Below are 20336 nucleotides of genomic sequence, written 5' to 3'. Positions count from 1 at the left end.
GATCCCCTTAGATTAATCGGTGAACAAGCCAACTTTCATATTGGCCGTTGTATAAATTTCTTTGCCATCTGCAAACATACGGCCATCGGCCATGCCCAGTTTCAGCTTGCGATCAATAACACGCGTAAAGTCAACATGATAGGTGATCGTCTTGACCTCTGGCGTGACCATATCAGTGAATTTCACCTCGCCGACGCCCAAAGCTCGTCCGCGCCCCGGCATGCCGCGCCATCCCAAATTGAACCCGGTCAATTGCCACAGCGCATCCAGACCCAGACATCCAGGCATGACCGGATCGCCTGGGAAGTGGCACTTAAAAAACCATAGTTCGGGATGAATATCAAATTCTGAAATCACATGCCCTTTGCCGTGCAGGCCACCGTCGCTGCTGATCTCAGTCACGCGATCCATCATCAACATCGGTGGTTCGGGCAATTGCGCATTCCCTGGACCGAAGAGCTCGCCACGGGCGCATTTCAAAAGACCGTCTTTGTCGAAAGAGGTCGGAAAATGTGATGGCATATTGGGCTCCTGCGTTAGTGTAACGGTTTTGATTACAGCTCTATATACGTCTGAGGGCATGTGGCAAGGCTGCCGAAGCCTCGTTTTTTCACTATGCTGGTTTATATTTTGAACTTTTGCCATTGAAAATTAGTCGCAAGGCGTCATATTGACCCTATGGATTACGCAAAAAGCTCGGGTGAAACGCATCGGACTGTCGACCAATGGTTGGCCAGAGGCGGGTTGCGCCCGACACGGCAGCGGGTCATTTTGGCGCGACGATTGATTGGTGATGGTAACAATAGGCATGTTACCGCTGAAAGCCTTTTTGCTGCGAGCAATGATCACGCCGACAAGGTTTCTTTGGCCACTGTCTACAATACCCTGCGCGCCTTTTGTGATGCTGGCTTGATGCGTGAAATTACTGTAGATGGCGCAAAGAGCTATTTTGATACCAATATTACGGATCATCCGCATTTTTATTGGGAAGACAGCGCCGAGTTGGTGGATGCCCCGGCAGAGCAATTAAAAATTGCGGTACTGCCCGATGCGCCGGATGGGGCGGAGATCGCCAAAGTAGATGTGGTTATTCGTCTGAGGCGCAAGTCTTAGCGCCTCACTCAAAACCACTGACCCGGTTCCATAAACCCCAGATCCATCAAGTGCTGTGAGTGCCATTTAAATTGCTCCGATCCCGGCCATTGAAAACTGGAAATAGCATTGCAGCTGTCCGGATTGCGGCGCAAAGATTTGGCCGCCCAAAACGAGCCGACAGCTGCGGTTAAATTGTGATGCCATGGGAAAGAAATTTTGTTGAATTTTGGCAGTTTGAAGGTGAGATCGGGCTGGAATTTCAACCCACGAACGGCCTGAAACAGAGCCACGCGATCAAGCCGCCGTTTTTCCCATGGAACGTGTTCCTCAAAGCGCCACCGTAAGCCGCCAAAGATATTGACCTGCCGCTCGAGCGGGACGTTTTGGGCGTCTTGCCGTATCTCTGCGTAATACCCAAACCGATCCAAATAGGCGCTTGTGACATCCACCCCATCTGGGCTCTGCGGTAAATTTCCCGCATAGAGGTCGACCACGGTCGTGGGGATCGTCTTGCGGCGCTCGTCGGTGGCGAAGGCGATGATTTCTCCAATGCTGCGGGACTCGCAAAACGGGTAAAATAAATATTCGCCATTATAGCAGCAATAGATCCATTGTCGGGGCAGGGCAGAGATGATGGCATCTATCTCTTGGCTGATATCTGTGGCGCGCCGGACGAAGGCGGTTTCGGCAGGCAGATCTACCGGTCGAACAAGTGGAGTATTGGCCAACACCACCGTCTGACGAAACCCTAATTTTATATGATGCGCGACTGGGTGGGTCAGCTCGATATCATCCTGCGCGAAACTAAAGGCAAACGGTCCTTAGGGTGCATGGCCTTTGGCTTAGTTTAAATGCCTTTTAAGCGTTGGGAACTGCATGAAATTGCCTAATGAAAATTCTGAGATAAAATCCCTGAAATGCACACGCATTGCAAGGGAAGAATTCACGCGGTATCAGCGCCGCAAGCAAGCCTTGCCGAAAAGGAATTGACCATGGCCGATACGAAAAAGCTGTATATCAAGACGTATGGCTGTCAGATGAACGTCTATGACAGTGAACGGATGGCCGAAACCCTTGGTGCGGAGGGCTATGTGCAGACCGATACGGCGGATGATGCAGATATGATCTTGCTAAATACCTGCCATATTCGTGAAAAAGCCGCCGAGAAAATCTATTCGGAATTGGGTAAATTTCGCGGGCTGAAAGCTGCAAAGCCAAGTCTGAAAATTGGTGTTGCCGGCTGCGTGGCTCAGGCGGAAGGGGCCGAAATTATTAGGCGGCAGCCGATGGTCGATTTGGTGGTGGGCCCGCAATCCTATCACAAATTGCCTCAGATGGAGACGCGGGTTCAGAGCGGCAAGCGTGCGCTGGATACTGATTTTCCCGAGGAAGATAAATTTGACCATCTCGCCAGCAGGCCCAAGGCCAAACGCGGTCCCACCGCATTCTTAACGGTGCAGGAAGGGTGTGATAAATTTTGCGCTTTTTGCGTTGTGCCCTATACGCGCGGCGCCGAGGTGAGCCGCCCAGCAGAGCGCGTCATGGCAGAGGCCGCGGATTTGGTGGCGCGCGGTGTGCGCGAAATTACGCTTCTGGGCCAGAATGTGAATGCCTATCACGGGCATGCGGGCGGGTTGGCCGGCTTGATCTGGCAATTGTCAGAGCTTGAGCAGCTAGAGCGCATTCGTTTTACCACCAGCCATCCCAATGACATGGATGACGCGCTGATTGAAGCCCATGGCACCTGTGACAAGCTGATGCCTTATCTGCATCTTCCCGTGCAATCTGGCAGTGATCGTATTTTGAAAGCCATGAACCGCAAACACACGCGTGAGAGCTATTTTTCCTTGGTCGAGCGTATCCGTAGCGCCCGACCCGATTTGCTTTTATCGGGAGATTTCATTGTCGGCTTCCCCGGTGAAACGGACCAAGACTTTAACGATACTTTGAATCTTGTGCGCCGCGTAGGCTACGGGCAGGCCTATTCCTTCAAATATTCCGCGCGCCCGGGAACGCCTGCGGCCGAACGCGCTGAAGTGCCGCCCGAAGTGGCCTCTGCTCGACTGCAAGAGCTGCAAGCGCTTTTGACCGAACAGCAACGCGCCGCCCAAGCCGCCATGGTGGGGCGCGAGGTGAAGGTTCTGTTTGAGAAGAAAGGCCGCCGTGAGGGGCAGTTGATTGGGAAATCCGAGTATCTCCACGCGGTCCATGCCGAGGCGCCTGATCATATGATTGGGCAAGTTATCCCGGTGCGGATCCTCAAGGATATGACCAACTCGCTGACAGGGCAGGTTGTGGACGCGAGCCCGCTTGGGGGCGCATGATCTTTTGTTTTGTGTATTTTGTTTGCTGTGGGCCTTCCTCTTGCGAGAATCGCGCTATAGTCTGCGAAAGCACGTTAGACCTATTTAGGGGACCTCCTTGGCAGAAGACGCCGTAACAGCCACCGCTGAACAAAACGAATCTCGGATTGAATTTCCCAATAACCGCCTATTGGCGGAGCTCTGCGGAGAATTTGATCGCAATCTCACCACGATAGAGACGCATCACGCCATTCAAATTGTGCGCCGGGGCAATCAATTGCTTTTGGTCGGCGATGCGGATGGAGCGGCACAGGCATCTGCGATTTTGCAATCTCTCTATACACGGCTCGAGCAGGGGCGGCCTGTGACACCCGCTGATGTGACCGCTGAGCTCAGGATGAATATGGCCGGTGGTGACGCCGGCGGCACCGATCAGCAGATGGAGATGTTCCGCAGCGGAGTGGTAGAGATTAAAACCCGAAAGAAATTGGTCGAACCGCGCACAGAGGCGCAGAAGGCCTATGTCGAGGCCTTGTTCAAAAACGAGCTCTCTTTCGGCATTGGGCCTGCGGGCACAGGTAAGACCTATCTGGCCGTGGCCGTGGCTGTGTCAATGTTCATCACCGGACGGGTCGATAAGATTATTCTGTCTCGCCCCGCTGTGGAAGCCGGGGAGCGTTTGGGATTTTTGCCGGGCGATATGAAGGAAAAAGTCGATCCTTACATGCAGCCACTTTATGATGCGCTGAATGACTTTCTACCGGCCAAGCAAATGGCGAAATTGATGGAAGATAAGACAATTGAGATTGCCCCCTTGGCCTTTATGCGCGGCAGAACCTTGGCGAATGCCTTTGTGGTATTGGATGAGGCGCAAAACGCAACGTCAATGCAGATGAAGATGTTCTTGACCCGTTTGGGAGAGGGAAGCCGCATGGTGATCACCGGCGACTGCACGCAGATTGATCTGCCGCGCGGTGTCCAATCGGGGCTGGCTGATGCGGAGCGTTTGTTGTCGGATATTCCGAAAATTAGCTTTAATTACTTCACCTCAAAAGACGTGGTGCGTCATCCCTTGGTGGCGGCGATTATTGAAGCCTATGACGCGGATGGCACATGAGCCTGACCTTTGAGTTTATTTTGGAAGATGCCCGCTGGCAGGCGCAAGAACTGGCGGCGATTGGCGCAAAACTGGGCGATGTCATACCCCAATATCTGCCGCTTCCGGCGCAATGCACCGCGGTTGTGATGGCCTGTGATGACGCTCAGATTGCCCAGCTAAACCAAGATTTCCGCGGCAAGCCTCAGCCGACCAATGTGCTGTCCTGGCCCGCTGCTGACTTGTCTGTGCATAAGCCTGGCGCGCAGCCCAAACGGGCGGCGGACTCTGAATTGGGTGATATTGCAATCGCCTATGAGACTTGTTTGTGCGAATCGCAGGCGGCTGGGCTTGCAATTCTCGATCACCTGACCCATCTTTTGCTTCATGGGACATTGCATCTTCTAGGCTATGATCACATAGAGGATGCAGATGCGGACGTGATGGAGGGTCTTGAAATCAAAATGCTTACAAGCCTCGGCATTTCCAACCCTTATGTAATGAATAATGAAACCCAATGATTGGTGATATGCCACAAAGTGATGACACGGCCGGCGGCTCTGAGACCGCCGAAGACCCCTCGAGTAGACAGACACAGGCGCTGGGCTTTTGGGATCGTTTGAAATGGGCCTTCTCTGGCGGTCGTTTGCCACAGAAGCATAGCTCTGAATTTTTCAGGCCCGATGGGGAAGAGATTATTCCCGGCATCTGGAACCTGCGGCAATTGCGGGTGGAAGACGTGATGGTGCCTAAGGCGGATATTAAATCCGTGCCTGTGACCATCACCAAAGAAGATTTGGTTCATGTGTTTCGCAACACCGGTCTAACGCGTTTGCCCGTCTACAATCGAACCCTGGATACACCTCTTGGGTTTGTGCATTTGAAAGATCTGGCCCTCAAACACGGGTTTAACGGCTCTGGTGGGCGTTTGGTGCTCAAATCTATGCTGCGCCCCTTATTGTTTGTACCGCCCTCTATGCCGATTGGCATATTGCTCACCAAAATGCAGGCTGATCGTATTCATATGGCTTTGGTGATTGATGAATATGGTGGCACGGATGGGCTGGTGACCATTGAAGATTTGATCGAACAGGTGATTGGCGAGATTGAGGATGAGCACGATCCGGCAGAGGGTGACTTTTGGGTGGTTGAAAAACCGGGCAGTTACCTCGCGCAGGCCAAGACACCTTTGGATGAGTTTCAGCAGGAAATTGGCCGAGATCTGTCGGAGGTCGCAGAGGTGGATCCCGAAGAGGTCGACACGCTGGGTGGGTTGGTCTTTATGCTACTGGGCCGAGTGCCCGCGCGGGGCGAGGTCATCAAACACCCTGCTGGGGTCGAGTTTGAAATCGTCGATGCAGATCCGAGACGGATCAAAAGGCTGAGAGCCCATGTTAGAGCCATCAGCAGCTCATAGGCTTTGGGCGCAAGCGCCAGCATGGGGGCAAGGGGCCTTGACGGTCGCGGCAGGTGGGCTTGCTGGGCTGGGGCAGGCCCCTGTGGATCAGCCAGCGCTTACGCTTGTCGGATTGGCCTTTGGATTTTGGATAATCCGCCCGCAGACCCGCCTGCCGCATTTCTGGCGCGGTTTGGGCCTCGGGTTTGGCTATTTTTTGGTCGCCTTGGCTTGGATTGTTGAGCCCTTCTTAGTAGAGGGCCGCGGCACTGCCTGGGTTGCACCCTTTGCCTTGCTGGCTATGGCGGGGGGATTGGCCCTGTTTTGGGGCGGCGCTTTTGCACTGGCACGCGGGCGTGTGCGGCTTTGGGTCTGTCTCGCGCTATTGGCAGCTGAGCTCGCCCGTTCCTACCTGTTCACCGGGTTTCCTTGGGCCTTGCTGGGCTATGTGTGGATTGACACAATCGCCTACCAACTCGCGGCTATTATTGGACCTCATGGCATGAGTCTTTTGACCCTGATCCTGGCGGCGCTGATCGCCCGGGGGCGGGTGATGCCGCGATTGGTTATTTTGACCCTGAGCCTCGCCTTGCCCTTCGTGCCTGTGCAGGGGCCAGGCAGCGGCCCGGTAGATGAGAACCGGCCGATTGTGCGTTTGATACATCCCAACGTGGCACAGGAAAACAAATGGAACCCGGACAAGACGCAGGCAATCTATCAAAGGCATCTATCTCTTACCCACGCGGGGCCTGCGGTTGATCTCATTATTTGGCCCGAAACTTCGGTCTATCTGCCCATAGAGTTGGCCCGGCGCGAGATTGCCGGCGCGGCGCAGGGCGCGCATGTGGTGGTTGGCTACCAGAGCCGCAACCCGGCGGGCCAGTATTTCAACACTCTGGGCGTGGTGGCACCACAAGGGGAGATTCAGGGCGAATATCACAAGAGCCGTTTGGTGCCGTTCGGGGAATATCTGCCCCTCAGCCATTTGGCTCGGGCCTTTGGGTATGATTTCCCTGAATTTTCAGCTGGCAGTGGTCCGGCACAAATTGATATCGAAGGTATCGGTCGGCTCCAGCCGTTGATCTGCTATGAAGGGATTTTCCCGCAGTTTGTTGGACGCGGCGACACCCGTCCTGATCTGTTGGTGTTGATTACCAATGATGGCTGGTTCGGCGAGGGGCAGGGCCCGGCTCAGCATTTTGCCCAGGCGCGCGCCCGCGCCGTTGAACTGGGCCTGCCGATGTTGCGGGTGGCCAATCGCGGCGTCACTGCTGTGATTGATCCTTGGGGGCGGTCAAGCGATCGGTTGGATCTTCACGAGCGCGGGGCGCTAGATGCGCCGATTCCCAGACCCCGCCTAGCAACATTTTATGCAAAAAATCCTTGGCTTGGCCTATTGACCCTTGTTGGAGTCTTGATCCTGGGGCATTTTTACAGGCGCGGGCGAGATTATCATTGACGCCTCGCGGTGGGACTTTTAGGAAGCCTTAGCTGCAACGGCTTCCTGGCGCAGCTTACATTTTATTGGAGCGCTCCCCATGACAAGATCAAATTATATTTTTACTTCAGAGTCTGTTTCTGAAGGGCATCCGGATAAAGTATGCGACCGAATTTCTGACGCCGTGCTTGACACTTTTTTAACCGAAGAACCGGAGGCGCGGGTGGCCGCCGAAACATTCGCCACGACAAACCGCATTGTTATTGGCGGCGAAGTTGGCTTGAGTGACAAAGAAAAACTGTCGCACCATATGGGGAAAATTGATCAAATCGCTCGGGGTTGCATCAAAGACATCGGCTATGAGCAAGACAAGTTTCATTGGAAAACCGTTGAAGTCACCAATCTTTTGCATGAACAATCAGCGCATATCGCCCAAGGGGTGGATGCCGGCGCAAACAAAGATGAGGGAGCGGGCGATCAAGGGATCATGTTTGGCTATGCCACCACTGAGACCCCTGAGCTTATGCCCGCGCCCATCCAATATTCTCATGCGATTTTACGGCGTTTGGCCCAGGCGCGCAAAGACGGCAGCGCGCCGGACCTTGGACCTGATGCCAAGTCGCAATTGTCATTGCGCTATGAGAACGGCAAGCCTGTTGAGATCATGTCGATTGTCTTATCGACGCAACACCGTTCCGCAGATCAGGACAGTGCCTATATCCGCAGCATTGTCGAGCCCTATATCCGCGCGGTCGTGCCGGCCGATTGGATTACAGGCAAAACCGAATGGTGGGTTAATCCAACTGGTACTTTTGTGATTGGTGGCCCGGACGGCGACGCCGGTTTGACGGGGCGCAAGATTATTGTCGATACCTATGGCGGTGCCGCGCCACATGGCGGCGGCGCGTTTTCGGGCAAGGATCCCACCAAAGTGGACCGTTCGGCGGCCTATGCGGCGCGCTATTTGGCCAAAAATATCGTGGCGGCCGGTATGGCAGAGCGTTGTTGCCTGCAATTGTCCTATGCCATTGGCGTCTCTAAGCCCTTGTCAATTTATGTGGATACATATGGCACCGCAGAGCTGTCCGAAGAGTCGATCGAACGGGCGGTGGCGCAGTCTATGGATCTTACGCCGCGCGGCATTCGCGAACATTTGGGCTTGAACAAGCCGATCTATCAACGGACCGCAGCCTATGGGCACTTTGGCCGCGCGCCTGAGGCCGATGGCGGCTTTAGTTGGGAAAAGACTGACTTGGTTGAAGCGCTCAAAAAAGCCGTGTAGGCGCAGGGGCGCGTGAGTGGGCCCAGATCAGTGACCAATTGGCTGCGCGCAGGCGCATCCTTTTTGTAAGAGACAGGCCATGGAACATCGAAATTTTTATGGGCGCATCAAAGGCAAGGCTCTCAATGCCGCGCAAAAACGTTACCTGACAGAAGATTTGCCCAAGCTCAGCGTCGACGGCATCTCCCGCGAGGACAATCCCGAGCGAAGCCTGCTCGATATGCAGCAGGTCGCGTCGGGCAAGCCGCTGTGGTTGGAAATCGGGTTTGGCGGTGGCGAGCACTTGGTGCATCAAGCCTTGGCCAATCCTGAGGTTCAATTTCTTGGGGTGGAACCCTATGTCAACGGTGTGGCGATGTTGCTGGGAAAAATGCGCAAGGCGGGCGTCGAGAATATCAAGTTACACATGGGGGACGCTCGCGATCTTATGGATGTCTTACCGGAGCAAAGCGTCAGCAAGGCATTTTTGCTCTATCCCGATCCTTGGCCAAAACTGCGCCACCATCGTCGGCGCTTTGTCACGCAGGAGCATCTGGAGCCACTCAGTCGCTGCTTAATGGCGGGTGCTGAGTTTCGCGTTGCAACAGATATTGAGGATTATGTGCGTCAAACTTTGCAAGAAGTTCCAAAGGCCTGCTTTGACTGGCTGGCAGAGGGGCCGGAAGATTGGCGCATGGCTTGGGGAGATTGGATCTCAACACGATATGAGCAAAAAGCCCTGCGGGAAGGCCGCCGTCCGCATTATTTAACCTTCCAAAAATCCTAACCACAACAGCGCTCAGCGGTGGACCTTGCGTGGCTGGGACGCTATCACTTTGTCAACTTGTAAGGGGACGAATATGTCAGGCCATGGCGCAGCACTTCCAATGACATCGCATAAATCTGGCCCGTTGCGGGGCCAAGCGGATGTGCCGGGGGATAAATCTATCTCGCATCGTTCATTGATCTTGGGGGCGCTTAGCCTCGGGGAGACCCGCATCCAAGGGCTGCTTGAAGGCGATGATGTGCTGGACACCGGCAAGGCGATGCAGGCCTTCGGCGCTGAGGTCATCAATCACGGTGACGGCTCCTGGTTGGTGCATGGGGTGGGGGTTGGCGGATTTGCCGAGCCAGATCAGGTGATTGACTGTGGCAACTCCGGCACTGGGGTTCGGCTGATCATGGGGGCGATGGCCACCTCTCCGATCGCGGCCACGTTTACCGGTGATGGCAGTTTGAACAAGCGCCCAATGGGCCGGGTGACGGATCCTTTGGCGCTCTTTGGTGCGCAGTCCCATGGCCGCTCTGAGGGTCGCTTACCGCTCACACTTATCGGGGCTACGCAGCCTTTGTCGGTGCGTTATGAGGTGCCGATGCCCTCGGCACAGGTGAAATCCGCGGTGCTTCTGGCGGGTCTGAACTCGCCGGGTCAGACAGTTGTCATAGAAAAAGAAGCCACGCGTGACCACACCGAACGGATGCTGGTGGGCTTTGGCGCCGAATTGACGGTGGAGCAGACCGACGCGGGCCGGGTGATCACCCTCACAGGCCAGCCAGAATTGCGCTCTCAGGATATCATTGTGCCGCGTGATCCTTCGTCGGCGGCCTTCCCGGTCTGTGCCGCGTTGATTGTGGAGGACTCTGATGTGTTAGTGCCCAATATTGGCCTCAATCCGACCCGTGCCGGCCTGTTCGACACCTTGCAAGAGATGGGTGCGGATTTGACATTTGAGAATATGCGCGAGGAAGGCGGTGAGCCCGTGGCCGATCTGCGCGCGAAATATTCCCCTAATATGCGGGGGATTGCGGTGCCGCCGGAGCGGGCGGCCTCTATGATTGACGAATATCCAATCCTTTCCGTGGTGGCCAGTTTTGCACAGGGTGTCACCCGGATGCACGGTGTCAAAGAGCTACGCGTTAAAGAAAGTGACCGGATAGAAGCCATGGCGACGGGGCTGCGCGCGGCGGGGGTCACGGTGCAGGATGGTCCCGATTGGTGGCATGTGCACGGGCAGGGTGGCCAGGTAAAAGGCGGCGCTTTGGCCGCAACGCATCTCGATCACCGCATCGCCATGTCATTTTTGATCCTTGGGATGGGCGCTCGGGAAGGTATGTCGATTGACGATGGCGGGCCAGTGGCAACATCTTTTCCAATTTTTGAGCCTCTGATGGCAGCTTTGGGTGCTTCTATTGTGCGGACCTGCTCATGAAAGCAGGGCAGGCCAATAGAAATGACCGCAAGCCATTTGGCTCCGGCACGGCTTTCACCATCGCCATTGATGGACCGGCCGCCGCTGGAAAAGGCTCTATCAGCCGTGCAATTGCGGCCCATTATGGCTTGGCGCATTTAGACACGGGGCTTTTGTACCGGGCTGTTGGGGCGCAGGTGTTGAGCGGTTCCGATCCTTTGCGCGCGGCAGAAAATCTCACGGTGGATGATTTACAAGCAGATGGGCTGCGCAGTGCAGAGGTGTCACAGGCGGCCGCCGATGTGGCAGTCATGCCCGAGGTTCGGGCGGAATTGCTGGAGTTTCAGCGCCGCTTTGCGCGCTGGGAAGGCGGTGCAGTGTTGGACGGGCGCGATATTGGCACGGTGATTGTGCCGCAAGCCGAGGTGAAACTCTTTGTCACCGCCAATGCAGATGTGCGGGCCGACCGGCGCTTTAAGGAGCTTGTGGCCAGCGGTGCCGAAACCACGTTTGAACAGGTTTTACAGGATGTAATTGCGCGTGACGCCCGCGACAGCTCCCGTGCCACAGCTCCGATGGCGGCGGCAGAGGACGCGGTTCTGATTGATACCTCTGAGCTGAGTTTAAGTGCCGCGATTGCGCAGGCCATTGCGGCCATTGATAAGGATTTTCCCGATGAAAAATCGTAGTTTCCCCCATAGTGGCGCAAGGACGTCACGGCTGGGCATCGGTGCGATGTCCTTTTCTAATTTCTACGGGGAGGTGAGCCGCGAAGAGGTGTTTGCCATTTTGGATGCCGCGAGAGATCTGGGTGTGGGCCATATTGATACGGCCAGCGTCTATGGCATGGGCGGTTCAGAGCGTCACATCGGTGCCTATCTGGCAGAAAATCCGCAGGCGCGATCCTTCTTTCACATCGCCAGCAAGGGCGGCATAACAGACCGCCAAGATCCAAACCGCTTGTTCAACAATGAAGCGGCCTATCTGACAGAGCAATTGGACAACAGTCTCGAGCGACTTGGGCTGGAGTATATTGATCTGTATTATGTCCACCGCCGCGATCCCTCTGTCCCCATAGAAGAGGTTACGGAAACCCTTGCGGGCTTCATAAAATCGGGCAAAATTGGTGGTTTTGGATATTCTGAAATTTCTCCAACCTCTCTTAGAGCGGCCCACGCGGTGCATCCCGTGGCGGCGCTTCAGTCGGAATACTCCCTTTCTACGCGCACGCCGGAATTGGGTATTTTGCAAACCTGCGCCGATCTCGGCACGACCTTTGTGGCCTTCTCCCCGGTTGGCCGAAGCCTATTGACCGATACACCGCATCGGCGCGAGGCGGCACAATCCATGCCTTTTTTGGCTCAAAATCCCCGTTTCATGGAGCCAAACCTGAGCATGAATATCGAGGCGGCCGCAAGTTTTCGCGCCCTCGCAGCACAGATGGGTTTGACAGCGGCCGGCCTCGCGATTGCCTGGTGTTTGGCCAAAGGGGACCATATCCTGCCCATTCCGGGCACGCGCAACCTAGACCATTTCAAAGCCCTTGTGGCGGGGGCAAATTATGGCCTGAGCGCTCAGGAGCTGGCGGCGGTTGAAGCGGCGCTCCCCATGGGCTGGATCAATGGGGATCGCTATTCTGGGGCGCAATGGGCCGGGCCTGAGCGCTATGCTTAGGGCGAGAGGAGCTTAGGCTTTTTTGCGTGCGTAGAGCGCTGTTAACGCGGCGTTGAACTCTTGCACGGGCATCTCATTGGCCAAGGCCCGACGGCACAATGCTGCGGGAGTTTCTGGGGCCAGACCGCCGATGGGTGGATCTGTGTCGAGATTGGTCGGAAAAGAGTAGCCCTCCGCACAGGCGGAAATTGCGGCATCGACCTGCGGCTCTGAGAGGCCATGGTCCCCGCGTGCCAGAACCTCATAGAGGTGATGGGTCATGTTCTGGCGGTCCAGATTTTCCAAAGAGCGCCCGTAGGCGGAAGAGACCTGCAGCAGATTGGCCATGCGCTGAATATCTTGGCTCACATTGGCACCACCGGCGTGGAAGAGGGCTGGATTGAAAAACAAAACATCGCCCTTTTGCAACGGCACTTGGACGAAATTTTCTTCAAAGAAGGCGCGAAATTCTGGTAAGGCAAAGGCCAGATAGCCGTGGCGATAGCTTTGGCTGAAAGGCAGTAGCTTGGTCGGTCCGCTTTCAGTCGGCATGTCCACATGCGCGACCGCCCCTTGCAGCGTCAATACAGGCGAGAGGTCATGCACATGAGCCGGATAGCGTGCGGCAACGTCGCGCGGTTGAAACCCAAGGTGATAATCGCGATGTGGGCTTTGCGCCGCGCCGCCGGGTCGCACCAGATTAACCTGCGCGGTCATCTGGTAATTTGGCCCAAGCCAAGCCTCGCAGGCCGCATCAATCGCTAAATTTCCAAAATATTGCGCAAAGACCTTGGGGTCATGGTGGCAAAGTTTTTGTGCGGAATTCCAGATGCGGTCATTGGCGCCAGAGGCCGCAAAGTGATCGGCCTTCCCCCCTTGAGCGGCTTTTTCATCTGCGATGATGCGTTCATAAATCGTGCTGGCTGTGTCAATGCAACTGATGTCTGGAAAGGCATTTTTGAGCAGCAACACCCCAGCGGATTTGAGAAATACATGCGCCCATTCGGCCTTTAGGGCGCGGGTGTCGCCGGTGAGATCTAACTGTGTCACATCATAGACAGGAATGTTGTGTTGTATATCATGGGCCTGCGGCACCTCTCGCGGGGTAAGGTTTCGGGTCACTTGCTGGATGAACTCTTCCAGATTGCACTCGTCTGGGGAAAGATAGGCTTGCATTTCGCGCTCCTGTTTGGTGGTTGATAGCAGCTTAGCCAGAAATGGCTTGTGAAACTCCTCAATACACCTCAAAAACACCTCAATGAAACATCCTTTTCCTCTCAAAGAGATTGCTTTGCAATCGGGCCTTAGTTTGGCCACGGTCGATCGCGCATTGCATGGGCGCGCGCATGTCAGTGCACAGACTGCACGGCGTGTGCAGGCGGCGATTGTGGAGTTGACACGGCAAGAGGGGCAATTGGCTGCGCGGGGGCGGCGGATGTTCATAGATATCGTGGTCGAAGCGCCGCGGAGGTTTTCCGACGAGCTGCGCTGGGCCACTACCCAAGTTTTGCCGCAATTTACGCCTGCCGTCATTCGGCCAAGGTTCCACTTTGCGGAAGATATCGGACCGGGCAAAACCGTGGCGATCCTGTCCAAGATTGCCAAGCGGGGCAGTCAGGGCATTGTGCTCAAGGCGCAGAATGTGGCACCAATTCGCGCTAAGATTGATCGGCTGCTTGATCTTAAAATCCCGGTGGTGACCGTATTTACCGATTGCCCTGACTGCGCGCGGTTGGCCTATGTAGGGTTGAACAATGCAAATGCGGGACGCACAGCGGCATATCTCTTTGCGCAACGGCTGCAAGGCCGCAGCGGTTCAGTTTTGACCACGACATCGCGCCGGCAGTTTCAAGGCGAAGAGGCACGGGCGCGGGCCTTTGCGTCGGAAATGGCCCGGCTGTGCCCGCAGGTAAGTCTGCGTGAGGCCAGTGGCGGGGCAGGGCTGGCGCTCGGAACGGCAGAGCGAATCCGCCAAGCAGTGGCTGGATTGGATCACCTGCTCGGTGTCTATTCGATGGGCGGGGCCAATGCGGCCATTTTGTCTACGCTGGCCAATGAAGAGCTCGAACCGGAATTCTTCATCGCCCATGACTTGGACCGCGAAAACTGCAGTTTGCTGCGGCGGGGCCGGTTGGCATTCGTCCTGCATCATGATCTCCGCGCAGATCTCGCCCAAGCTTTCCAGCAGATCACAGCCTATCACAAGCTGCGCCCACCGGTCTCAGCTCAGGGACCGGCCGATGTGCAAATCATCACACCCGCGAATTGTCCGCGCGATTGATCTCGGCACGCATGCGACAGGCTTGCAGGCGCAGTTTTGTCAGATTGCTGTGCCATTATTCCAGTAGGTCAGGACTGCTCGGAGTTTGATCAAATATTGTGCGGGTCTGTGAGATACATGGCGTCTGAATATGTGATAGCGAGCGATATATAGCAGCTTTGTTTCAGGTGACATTTGACTGCGGCTGCGATTGCGTCGCGCAGACTTAGCGTAAATGCCTCATCGCGATGCGGTTTGCTCAGCATTGAAATCCCAATCAGCAGATGGGTGTGGTTGCTGGCCTCGGCTGGATAGCTGTGACATTTACAATTGCCGGAGCCGGAATCGTGGGCCAGAATGGTTTGTTCAATGGCTGTGAACATATCTTGCGGATCGAAGGAAAGATCTGGGGAATATTTGAGATCGGCGTGTGGCATAGGTGCCTTCTATTGGTGAGCATTACATTGGTGATCGGCTCTTGCAAGATTGGAATTTTGCCCCTATACGCGGCCCTGTCCAAAAGGTGGCAGCAGTCGTGGATTATGAGCATTATAGCAGGGTCGGCTATCACCGGCCCTTCTTGGCGTTGAAGTCCGCGTTGTTTCCTTGGACCAATGCAACTCAAGACCGGCGGAGACAACCGCACGGCCAGAAACATAAACGTAAGGAATTAACGCCACATGGCAAGCGTAACAATGGAAGAATTCGAAGCCCTTTTGCAAGAAAGCTTCGAGATTGACACGCCCGAAGAGGGCACAGTGGTCAAAGGCAAAGTCATCGCAATCGAAGCGGGACAGGCCATCATCGACGTCGGCTACAAAATGGAAGGCCGCGTAGATATCAAAGAATTTGCAGATCCCGGCGAAGCTCCCGTCATCTCCGTTGGGGATACGGTCGAAGTTTTCTTGCGTGCCGCAGAAAACGCCAAGGGCGAGGCTGTCATCAGCCGTGAAATGGCCCGCCGTGAAGAAGCCTGGGATCGTCTTGAAAAAGCCTATGCAGACGAAGTGCGCGTCGATGGCGCGATCTTTGGTCGTGTGAAAGGTGGCTTTACTGTGGATCTTGGCGGCGCTGTGGCCTTCTTGCCGGGCAGTCAAGTCGACGTGCGTCCCGTGCGTGATGCGGGCCCATTGATGGGGTTGAAGCAGCCGTTCCAGATTTTGAAAATGGACCGCCGCCGCGGCAACATCGTTGTGTCGCGCCGAGCGATCTTGGAAGAGTCACGTGCCGAACAGCGCGCTGAAGTTATCGGCAAACTGGCCGAAGGTGACAGTGTGGACGGTGTGGTGAAAAACATCACAGAATACGGTGCTTTTGTGGATCTGGGCGGTGTCGACGGTCTGTTGCATGTCACTGACATGGCCTGGCGCCGCGTCAACCACCCGTCAGAAATCCTGACAATTGGTGAGACTGTGAAAGTCCAAGTTGTCAAAATCAACAAAGAGACCCATCGTATCAGCCTGGGCATGAAACAGTTGATGGATGATCCATGGGATATCGTCAGCGTGAAATACCCACTGGCGTCACAGCACAAAGGCCGCGTGACAAATATCACCGATTACGGTGCGTTTGTTGAGCTGGAGGCTGGCGTTGAAGGTTTGGTGCATGTGTCTGAGATGTCTTGGACTAAGAAAAATGTGCATCCGGGTAAAATTGTATCAACATCGCAAGAGGTTGATGTGATGGTCCTGGAAATTGATGGCGTGAAGCGCCGCGTATCCTTGGGCCTGAAGCAAACACAGCGCAACCCATGGGAAGTCTTTGCAGAGCAACATCCTGAGGGCAGCCAGGTGGAAGGTGAGGTTAAAAACATCACGGAATTTGGTTTGTTCATCGGGCTTGAAGGCGACATAGATGGTATGGTTCACCTGTCAGATCTGACATGGGAAGGCCGCGGCGAAGATGTGATTGGCGATTACCGCAAAGGTGACATGGTTCAGGCCGTTGTCTCTGAAGTGGACGTCGAAAAAGAGCGCATCAGCCTGTCTGTCAAAGCTTTGGGTGGTGACAAATTCGCAGATGCGGTTGGCGGCGTGAAACGCGGCTCGATCATCACTGTTGAAGTTACGGCGATCGAAGATGGTGGCATTGAAGTCGAATATGAAGGCATGAAGTCGTTTATTCGTCGTTCTGATCTGTCACGCGATCGTGCAGAGCAGCGTCCAGATCGTTTTGGTATCGGAAATAAAGTGGATGTGCGCGTTACAAATATTGATGCGAAAACACGCCGTCTTGGCCTGTCCATCAAAGCGCGTGAGATTGCAGAAGAGAAAGAAGCGGTCGAGCAGTATGGGTCTTCCGACTCAGGTGCGTCTTTGGGCGATATCTTGGGCGCCGCGCTTAAATCTGACGAATAGCCGATCTGTTATCGAACAAAAATCTGAAAAATCCCGCCCTGGCGGGATTTTTTTGGCTTCAAGTCCCTGATTTAAATTAAAAATAGAACCAGAATTTTTGTGAAGACCACGTTTATTGATTATTTCTCGCCTGAGTTGTTATTTTTTTGTTTTTTTCACATATTGACAAAACAATAGGTTCACAATCGGCATGGTTTTCCTGTAACCTATAACCAGGGCTTGGGTGGCTCATGACTTTTACAGTTTCGAGGGGGATACTATGATTCGTTCAGAATTGGTTCAAAAATTAGTGGATGAAAATCCGCATCTTCATCAGCGTGATGTTGAGAAAATCGTGAGCACTATTTTTGAAGAAATAATAAATACGATGGCTGAAGGCGATCGCGTTGAATTGCGCGGCTTTGGGGCTTTTTCTGTGAAAAAACGTGACCCTCGTATTGGCCGCAATCCGCGGACAGGCGAGTCTGTATCTGTTGAAGAAAAGCATGTGCCTTTTTTCAAGACAGGCAAGCTTTTGAGAGACCGTCTAAACGGGAAGTAAAATGCGCTATCTGCGGCACATGGTTTTGGGCTTTATTGCGATCAGCTTGATTTCCGTGGCCCTAGCCAACCGGGGGGTTGTGCGTTTAACGCTTTTGCCGGAAGCTCTCGGTGAGCTGATCGGTTTCAACGTACAAATGCAAGTCCCACTCTTCGTGGTAATTTTCCTTGGCGTGACCCTGGGACTTTTGATTGGCTTTGTGTGGGAGTGGTTGCGGGAGATGAAGCACCGAAGCGCCGCGCGCAGCGAGCATATGCAGGTCGTGCGCTTGGAGCGTGAGGTGAGCAAATTGAAGGCAACGTCCGCCAATAAAGACAAAGATGAAATTTTGGCGCTTTTGGACGAAGTTTCATGAAGGTGCGCGCCAAGCTTTGCGGCTTGACCACGCAGGACGACATAGATGCCGCTGCGACCGCAGGGGCGGCCTATATCGGTTTGGTATTTTTCGAGAAATCACCCCGCAATGTTACAATTGAGACGGCACGCGGCTTGGCGCGGCATGCGCCTGTGGGCCTCGCAAAAGTTGCTTTGGTGGTGAATGCCGACGATGCGGCTCTTGATCGCATCACCGCCTCTGTACCTCTCGACATGCTGCAACTTCATGGCACGGAAAGCCCGGAGCGTGTGGCGGCCGTGAAAGCGCGCTATGGCTTACCGGTGATGAAGGCCCTGGGAATAGCATCGCGTGACGATGTGGCCCGCGCGCAGCTTTATTCCGGCGTGGTCGATCAACTGCTTTTGGATGCCAAACCGGCGCAGGGAGAAGCGTTGCCTGGTGGCAATGGTCTGTCTTTCGACTGGCGACTGCTTGAGGGCGAAAACTGGTCCGTACCTTGGATGCTGGCCGGTGGTCTGACACCTGACAATGTGGCCGAGGCGGTACGATGCTGCGCCGCTCAGCAAGTCGATGTCAGTTCGGGCATTGAAACGGCGCCCGGCCAAAAAAACGCCGCGCTGATGGCGAAATTTGTATCTGAAGCCAATAGGTAAAGCGTTGGAAAATCGCGACCGGCCCTTTACCTTAGAGGGGCAGGGCGCTACCTCTTATCTGAGACGCGCGAGGGAGAAAACTATGGCCGACGATCTGCTCAACAGCTTTACTACAGGACCGGATGAACAGGGTCGTTTTGGCGATTTTGGGGGGCGGTTTGTATCAGAAACTTTAATGCCGCTGATCTTGGATCTCGAACGGCAATATGAATTTGCCAAGACCGATGACAGCTTTTGGGAAGAGATGAATGATCTTTGGACCAATTATGTTGGCCGGCCGAGCCCATTATATTATGCGGAGCGTTTGACCGAGCATTTGGGCGGTGCGAAGATCTATCTGAAACGGGATGAGCTCAACCACACCGGTGCGCATAAAATTAACAATGTCTTGGGCCAGATTATCTTGGCCCGCCGCATGGGAAAAAGCCGGATTATCGCTGAAACTGGTGCGGGTCAGCATGGGGTGGCCACCGCTACGGTCTGTGCCAAATTTGGTTTGAAATGCGTGGTCTACATGGGTGCGCATGATGTTGAGCGCCAAGAGCCAAATGTGTTTCGCATGAAGCTTTTGGGCGCAGAAGTCGTGCCGGTCACATCCGGTCGCGGCACATTGAAAGACGCTATGAATGATGCGCTGCGCGACTGGGTGACCAATGTGGAGGATACATTCTACTGCATTGGCACGGTGGCAGGCCCCCACCCCTATCCCGCGATGGTACGAGACTTCCAAGCCATTATCGGTAACGAAGCGCGCGCGCAGATGCTGCAGCAGGAAGGGCGCCTGCCGGATACATTGATTGCCGCCATCGGTGGCGGCTCCAATGCCATGGGGCTGTTTTATCCCTTCCTCGATGACAGTTCGGTGGGAATCATCGGCGTCGAAGCCGGGGGTAAAGGCGTGAACGCCAAGATGGAGCATTGCGCTTCGCTGACTGGCGGGCGTCCCGGTGTGCTGCATGGCAATCGCACCTATCTACTGCAGGATGATGATGGGCAAATTTTGGAAGGATTCTCGATTTCAGCGGGGCTTGATTACCCCGGGATTGGTCCGGAACATGCCTGGCTTCATGATATTGGCCGGGCGGAATATGTCTCGATCACGGATGTGGAAGCGCTGGAAGCCTTTCAGCTGTGCTGTGAACTTGAGGGTATCATTCCAGCTCTGGAGCCAAGCCACGCTTTGGCCCATGTCATGAAAATCGCGCCTGACTTGCCAGCCGATCACTTAATTTGCATGAATATGTGCGGACGCGGAGACAAGGATATCTTTACCGTAGCGGCGGCTCTGGGAATTGAGATGAACACTGGGGCCTAGCCTCAGGTTTCTTTGCGACCTCTATTTGGGCGTTGCATAGAGCCGCAGGATTTCAATCGGAACAATGTCCAAAGCCTTTTGATGGGTCGACCCGAGCTGCACCTGTGGCGCGCAACCCTCTTCATGGGCTTGCAAAAAACGGCCGGCGCAAAGGCACCAGCGGTCGCCGGCGTTCAGGCCTGCAAAGCCAAATTCTGGCCGCGGGGTGCTCAGGTCATTTCCGAGGTACTTCGAAAATGCGAGAAACTCAGCGGTGATCACCGCGCAAACTGTGTGGCTGCCTGTGTCTTGGGCACAGGTATTGCAGGACCCATCGCGGAAAAAACCAGTCAAGGGCTCCTGCGAGCAAGGCGCGAGGGGCAGGCCAAAAACATTAATTTCGATGTCTTTTTGCATGTCAGTGCTCCAGCTGTGGTACCGTCCAAGTGATCCAACGGCCGTG

The 20336-nt window shown here is 54.8% G+C and carries 22 protein-coding genes and 1 riboswitch; of the genes, 17 read left to right on the top strand and 5 right to left on the bottom strand.

All coding sequences use genetic code 11. The features are described 5' to 3' along the window. Positions 1 to 12 precede the first annotated feature (12 nt). Entirely contained in the window at positions 13 to 522 is a 510-nt protein-coding gene (gene fabA, locus ABLW18_RS08820; protein WP_347824448.1) for a bifunctional 3-hydroxydecanoyl-ACP dehydratase/trans-2-decenoyl-ACP isomerase, read from the bottom strand. Between the two features lie 156 nt (positions 523 to 678). On the opposite strand from fabA, the gene irr reads away from it, so the two are divergent. Continuing rightward, on the top strand, positions 679 to 1113 hold the full coding sequence (gene irr / locus ABLW18_RS08815) for a Fur family transcriptional regulator Irr (protein ID WP_347824447.1): 435 nt from the start codon (positions 679 to 681) through the stop codon (positions 1111 to 1113). 8 nt (positions 1114 to 1121) lie between these two features. Here irr and ABLW18_RS08810 read toward each other — a convergent pair whose 3' ends face one another. Continuing rightward, positions 1122 to 1826 (bottom strand): hypothetical protein, encoded by a 705-nt coding sequence (locus ABLW18_RS08810; RefSeq protein ID WP_347824446.1) that lies wholly within the window; start codon positions 1824 to 1826, stop codon positions 1122 to 1124. Positions 1827 to 2087: 261 nt separating this feature from the next. Here ABLW18_RS08810 and miaB point away from each other — a divergent pair, with 261 nt between their 5' ends. From miaB to ABLW18_RS08760, 10 genes are all read left to right on the top strand, one after another. After that, positions 2088 to 3419: a tRNA (N6-isopentenyl adenosine(37)-C2)-methylthiotransferase MiaB gene (gene miaB / locus ABLW18_RS08805; RefSeq protein WP_347824445.1), complete on the top strand. Its 1332-nt coding sequence runs from the start codon at positions 2088 to 2090 to the stop codon at positions 3417 to 3419. Positions 3420 to 3516: 97 nt separating this feature from the next. Continuing rightward, a complete protein-coding gene (locus ABLW18_RS08800) occupies positions 3517 to 4515 on the top strand; it encodes a PhoH family protein (RefSeq protein WP_347824444.1) in 999 nt (332 codons plus the stop codon). Next, the gene (ybeY, locus tag ABLW18_RS08795; protein ID WP_347824443.1) at positions 4512 to 5015 is read left to right on the top strand and encodes an rRNA maturation RNase YbeY; all 504 of its coding nucleotides are present in this window, start codon (positions 4512 to 4514) and stop codon (positions 5013 to 5015) included. The genes ABLW18_RS08800 and ybeY overlap by 4 nt, the downstream gene beginning before the upstream one ends. Continuing rightward, on the top strand, positions 5015 to 5911 hold the full coding sequence (locus tag ABLW18_RS08790) for a hemolysin family protein (protein WP_347824538.1): 897 nt from the start codon (positions 5015 to 5017) through the stop codon (positions 5909 to 5911). Before ybeY ends, ABLW18_RS08790 begins: the two co-directional genes overlap by 1 nt. Further along, entirely contained in the window at positions 5886 to 7349 is a 1464-nt protein-coding gene (gene lnt, locus ABLW18_RS08785; protein ID WP_347824442.1) for an apolipoprotein N-acyltransferase, read from the top strand. The genes ABLW18_RS08790 and lnt overlap by 26 nt, the downstream gene beginning before the upstream one ends. A 26-nt stretch (positions 7350 to 7375) precedes the next feature. Next, positions 7376 to 7422: riboswitch (SAM-SAH riboswitch) on the top strand. A 6-nt stretch (positions 7423 to 7428) separates the two neighbouring features. Next, positions 7429 to 8610, top strand: coding sequence for a methionine adenosyltransferase (gene metK / locus ABLW18_RS08780; protein ID WP_347824441.1), 1182 nt, complete (start codon positions 7429 to 7431; stop codon positions 8608 to 8610). 79 nt (positions 8611 to 8689) lie between these two features. Further along, on the top strand, positions 8690 to 9376 hold the full coding sequence (gene trmB / locus ABLW18_RS08775) for a tRNA (guanosine(46)-N7)-methyltransferase TrmB (RefSeq protein WP_347824440.1): 687 nt from the start codon (positions 8690 to 8692) through the stop codon (positions 9374 to 9376). A gap of 73 nt (positions 9377 to 9449) precedes the next feature. Next, positions 9450 to 10799: a 3-phosphoshikimate 1-carboxyvinyltransferase gene (gene aroA / locus ABLW18_RS08770; protein WP_347824439.1), complete on the top strand. Its 1350-nt coding sequence runs from the start codon at positions 9450 to 9452 to the stop codon at positions 10797 to 10799. Then, complete coding sequence (locus ABLW18_RS08765; RefSeq protein ID WP_347824438.1) at positions 10796 to 11467, top strand: d(CMP) kinase; 672 nt, start codon at positions 10796 to 10798, stop codon at positions 11465 to 11467. Before aroA ends, ABLW18_RS08765 begins: the two co-directional genes overlap by 4 nt. Next, the gene (locus ABLW18_RS08760; protein WP_347824437.1) at positions 11454 to 12452 is read left to right on the top strand and encodes an aldo/keto reductase; all 999 of its coding nucleotides are present in this window, start codon (positions 11454 to 11456) and stop codon (positions 12450 to 12452) included. Before ABLW18_RS08765 ends, ABLW18_RS08760 begins: the two co-directional genes overlap by 14 nt. A gap of 12 nt (positions 12453 to 12464) precedes the next feature. Here the strand turns inward: ABLW18_RS08760 and ABLW18_RS08755 are convergent, their stop codons facing one another. Continuing rightward, on the bottom strand, positions 12465 to 13607 hold the full coding sequence (locus ABLW18_RS08755) for a phytanoyl-CoA dioxygenase family protein (RefSeq protein WP_347824436.1): 1143 nt from the start codon (positions 13605 to 13607) through the stop codon (positions 12465 to 12467). Between the two features lie 82 nt (positions 13608 to 13689). Between ABLW18_RS08755 and ABLW18_RS08750 the strand changes: the two genes are divergently transcribed. Beyond that, positions 13690 to 14712, top strand: a complete 1023-nt coding sequence (locus ABLW18_RS08750; RefSeq protein WP_347824435.1) for a LacI family DNA-binding transcriptional regulator — start codon at positions 13690 to 13692, stop codon at positions 14710 to 14712. Positions 14713 to 14801: 89 nt separating this feature from the next. Here ABLW18_RS08750 and ABLW18_RS08745 read toward each other — a convergent pair whose 3' ends face one another. Continuing rightward, on the bottom strand, positions 14802 to 15128 hold the full coding sequence (locus ABLW18_RS08745) for a hypothetical protein (protein WP_347824434.1): 327 nt from the start codon (positions 15126 to 15128) through the stop codon (positions 14802 to 14804). A gap of 258 nt (positions 15129 to 15386) precedes the next feature. On the opposite strand from ABLW18_RS08745, the gene rpsA reads away from it, so the two are divergent. The 5 genes from rpsA to trpB all read left to right on the top strand — a co-directional run bounded on the left by rpsA (position 15387) and on the right by trpB (position 19894). Further along, complete coding sequence (rpsA, locus tag ABLW18_RS08740; protein WP_347824537.1) at positions 15387 to 17048, top strand: 30S ribosomal protein S1; 1662 nt, start codon at positions 15387 to 15389, stop codon at positions 17046 to 17048. A 259-nt stretch (positions 17049 to 17307) separates the two neighbouring features. Continuing rightward, entirely contained in the window at positions 17308 to 17589 is a 282-nt protein-coding gene (ihfB, locus tag ABLW18_RS08735; RefSeq protein WP_347817059.1) for an integration host factor subunit beta, read from the top strand. A gap of 1 nt (position 17590) precedes the next feature. Continuing rightward, positions 17591 to 17944, top strand: coding sequence for a LapA family protein (locus ABLW18_RS08730; protein WP_347824433.1), 354 nt, complete (start codon positions 17591 to 17593; stop codon positions 17942 to 17944). Further along, positions 17941 to 18579 carry a phosphoribosylanthranilate isomerase gene (locus tag ABLW18_RS08725; RefSeq protein ID WP_347824432.1) on the top strand — a complete coding sequence of 213 codons (639 nt, stop codon included), beginning with the start codon at positions 17941 to 17943 and terminating at the stop codon, positions 18577 to 18579. Before ABLW18_RS08730 ends, ABLW18_RS08725 begins: the two co-directional genes overlap by 4 nt. Positions 18580 to 18661: 82 nt before the next feature. Beyond that, positions 18662 to 19894 carry a tryptophan synthase subunit beta gene (gene trpB, locus ABLW18_RS08720; RefSeq protein ID WP_347824431.1) on the top strand — a complete coding sequence of 411 codons (1233 nt, stop codon included), beginning with the start codon at positions 18662 to 18664 and terminating at the stop codon, positions 19892 to 19894. A gap of 21 nt (positions 19895 to 19915) precedes the next feature. Here trpB and ABLW18_RS08715 read toward each other — a convergent pair whose 3' ends face one another. Further along, positions 19916 to 20290 carry a DUF2237 domain-containing protein gene (locus ABLW18_RS08715; RefSeq protein WP_347824430.1) on the bottom strand — a complete coding sequence of 125 codons (375 nt, stop codon included), beginning with the start codon at positions 20288 to 20290 and terminating at the stop codon, positions 19916 to 19918. Positions 20291 to 20336: the final 46 nt, after the last annotated feature.

The organism is uncultured Planktomarina sp., assembly GCA_943788425.1.
Classification (GTDB): domain Bacteria; phylum Pseudomonadota; class Alphaproteobacteria; order Rhodobacterales; family Rhodobacteraceae; genus Planktomarina.
The sequence above is the reverse complement of the archived record's forward strand: the minus strand, read 5'-3'. Positions and strand labels throughout refer to the sequence as shown.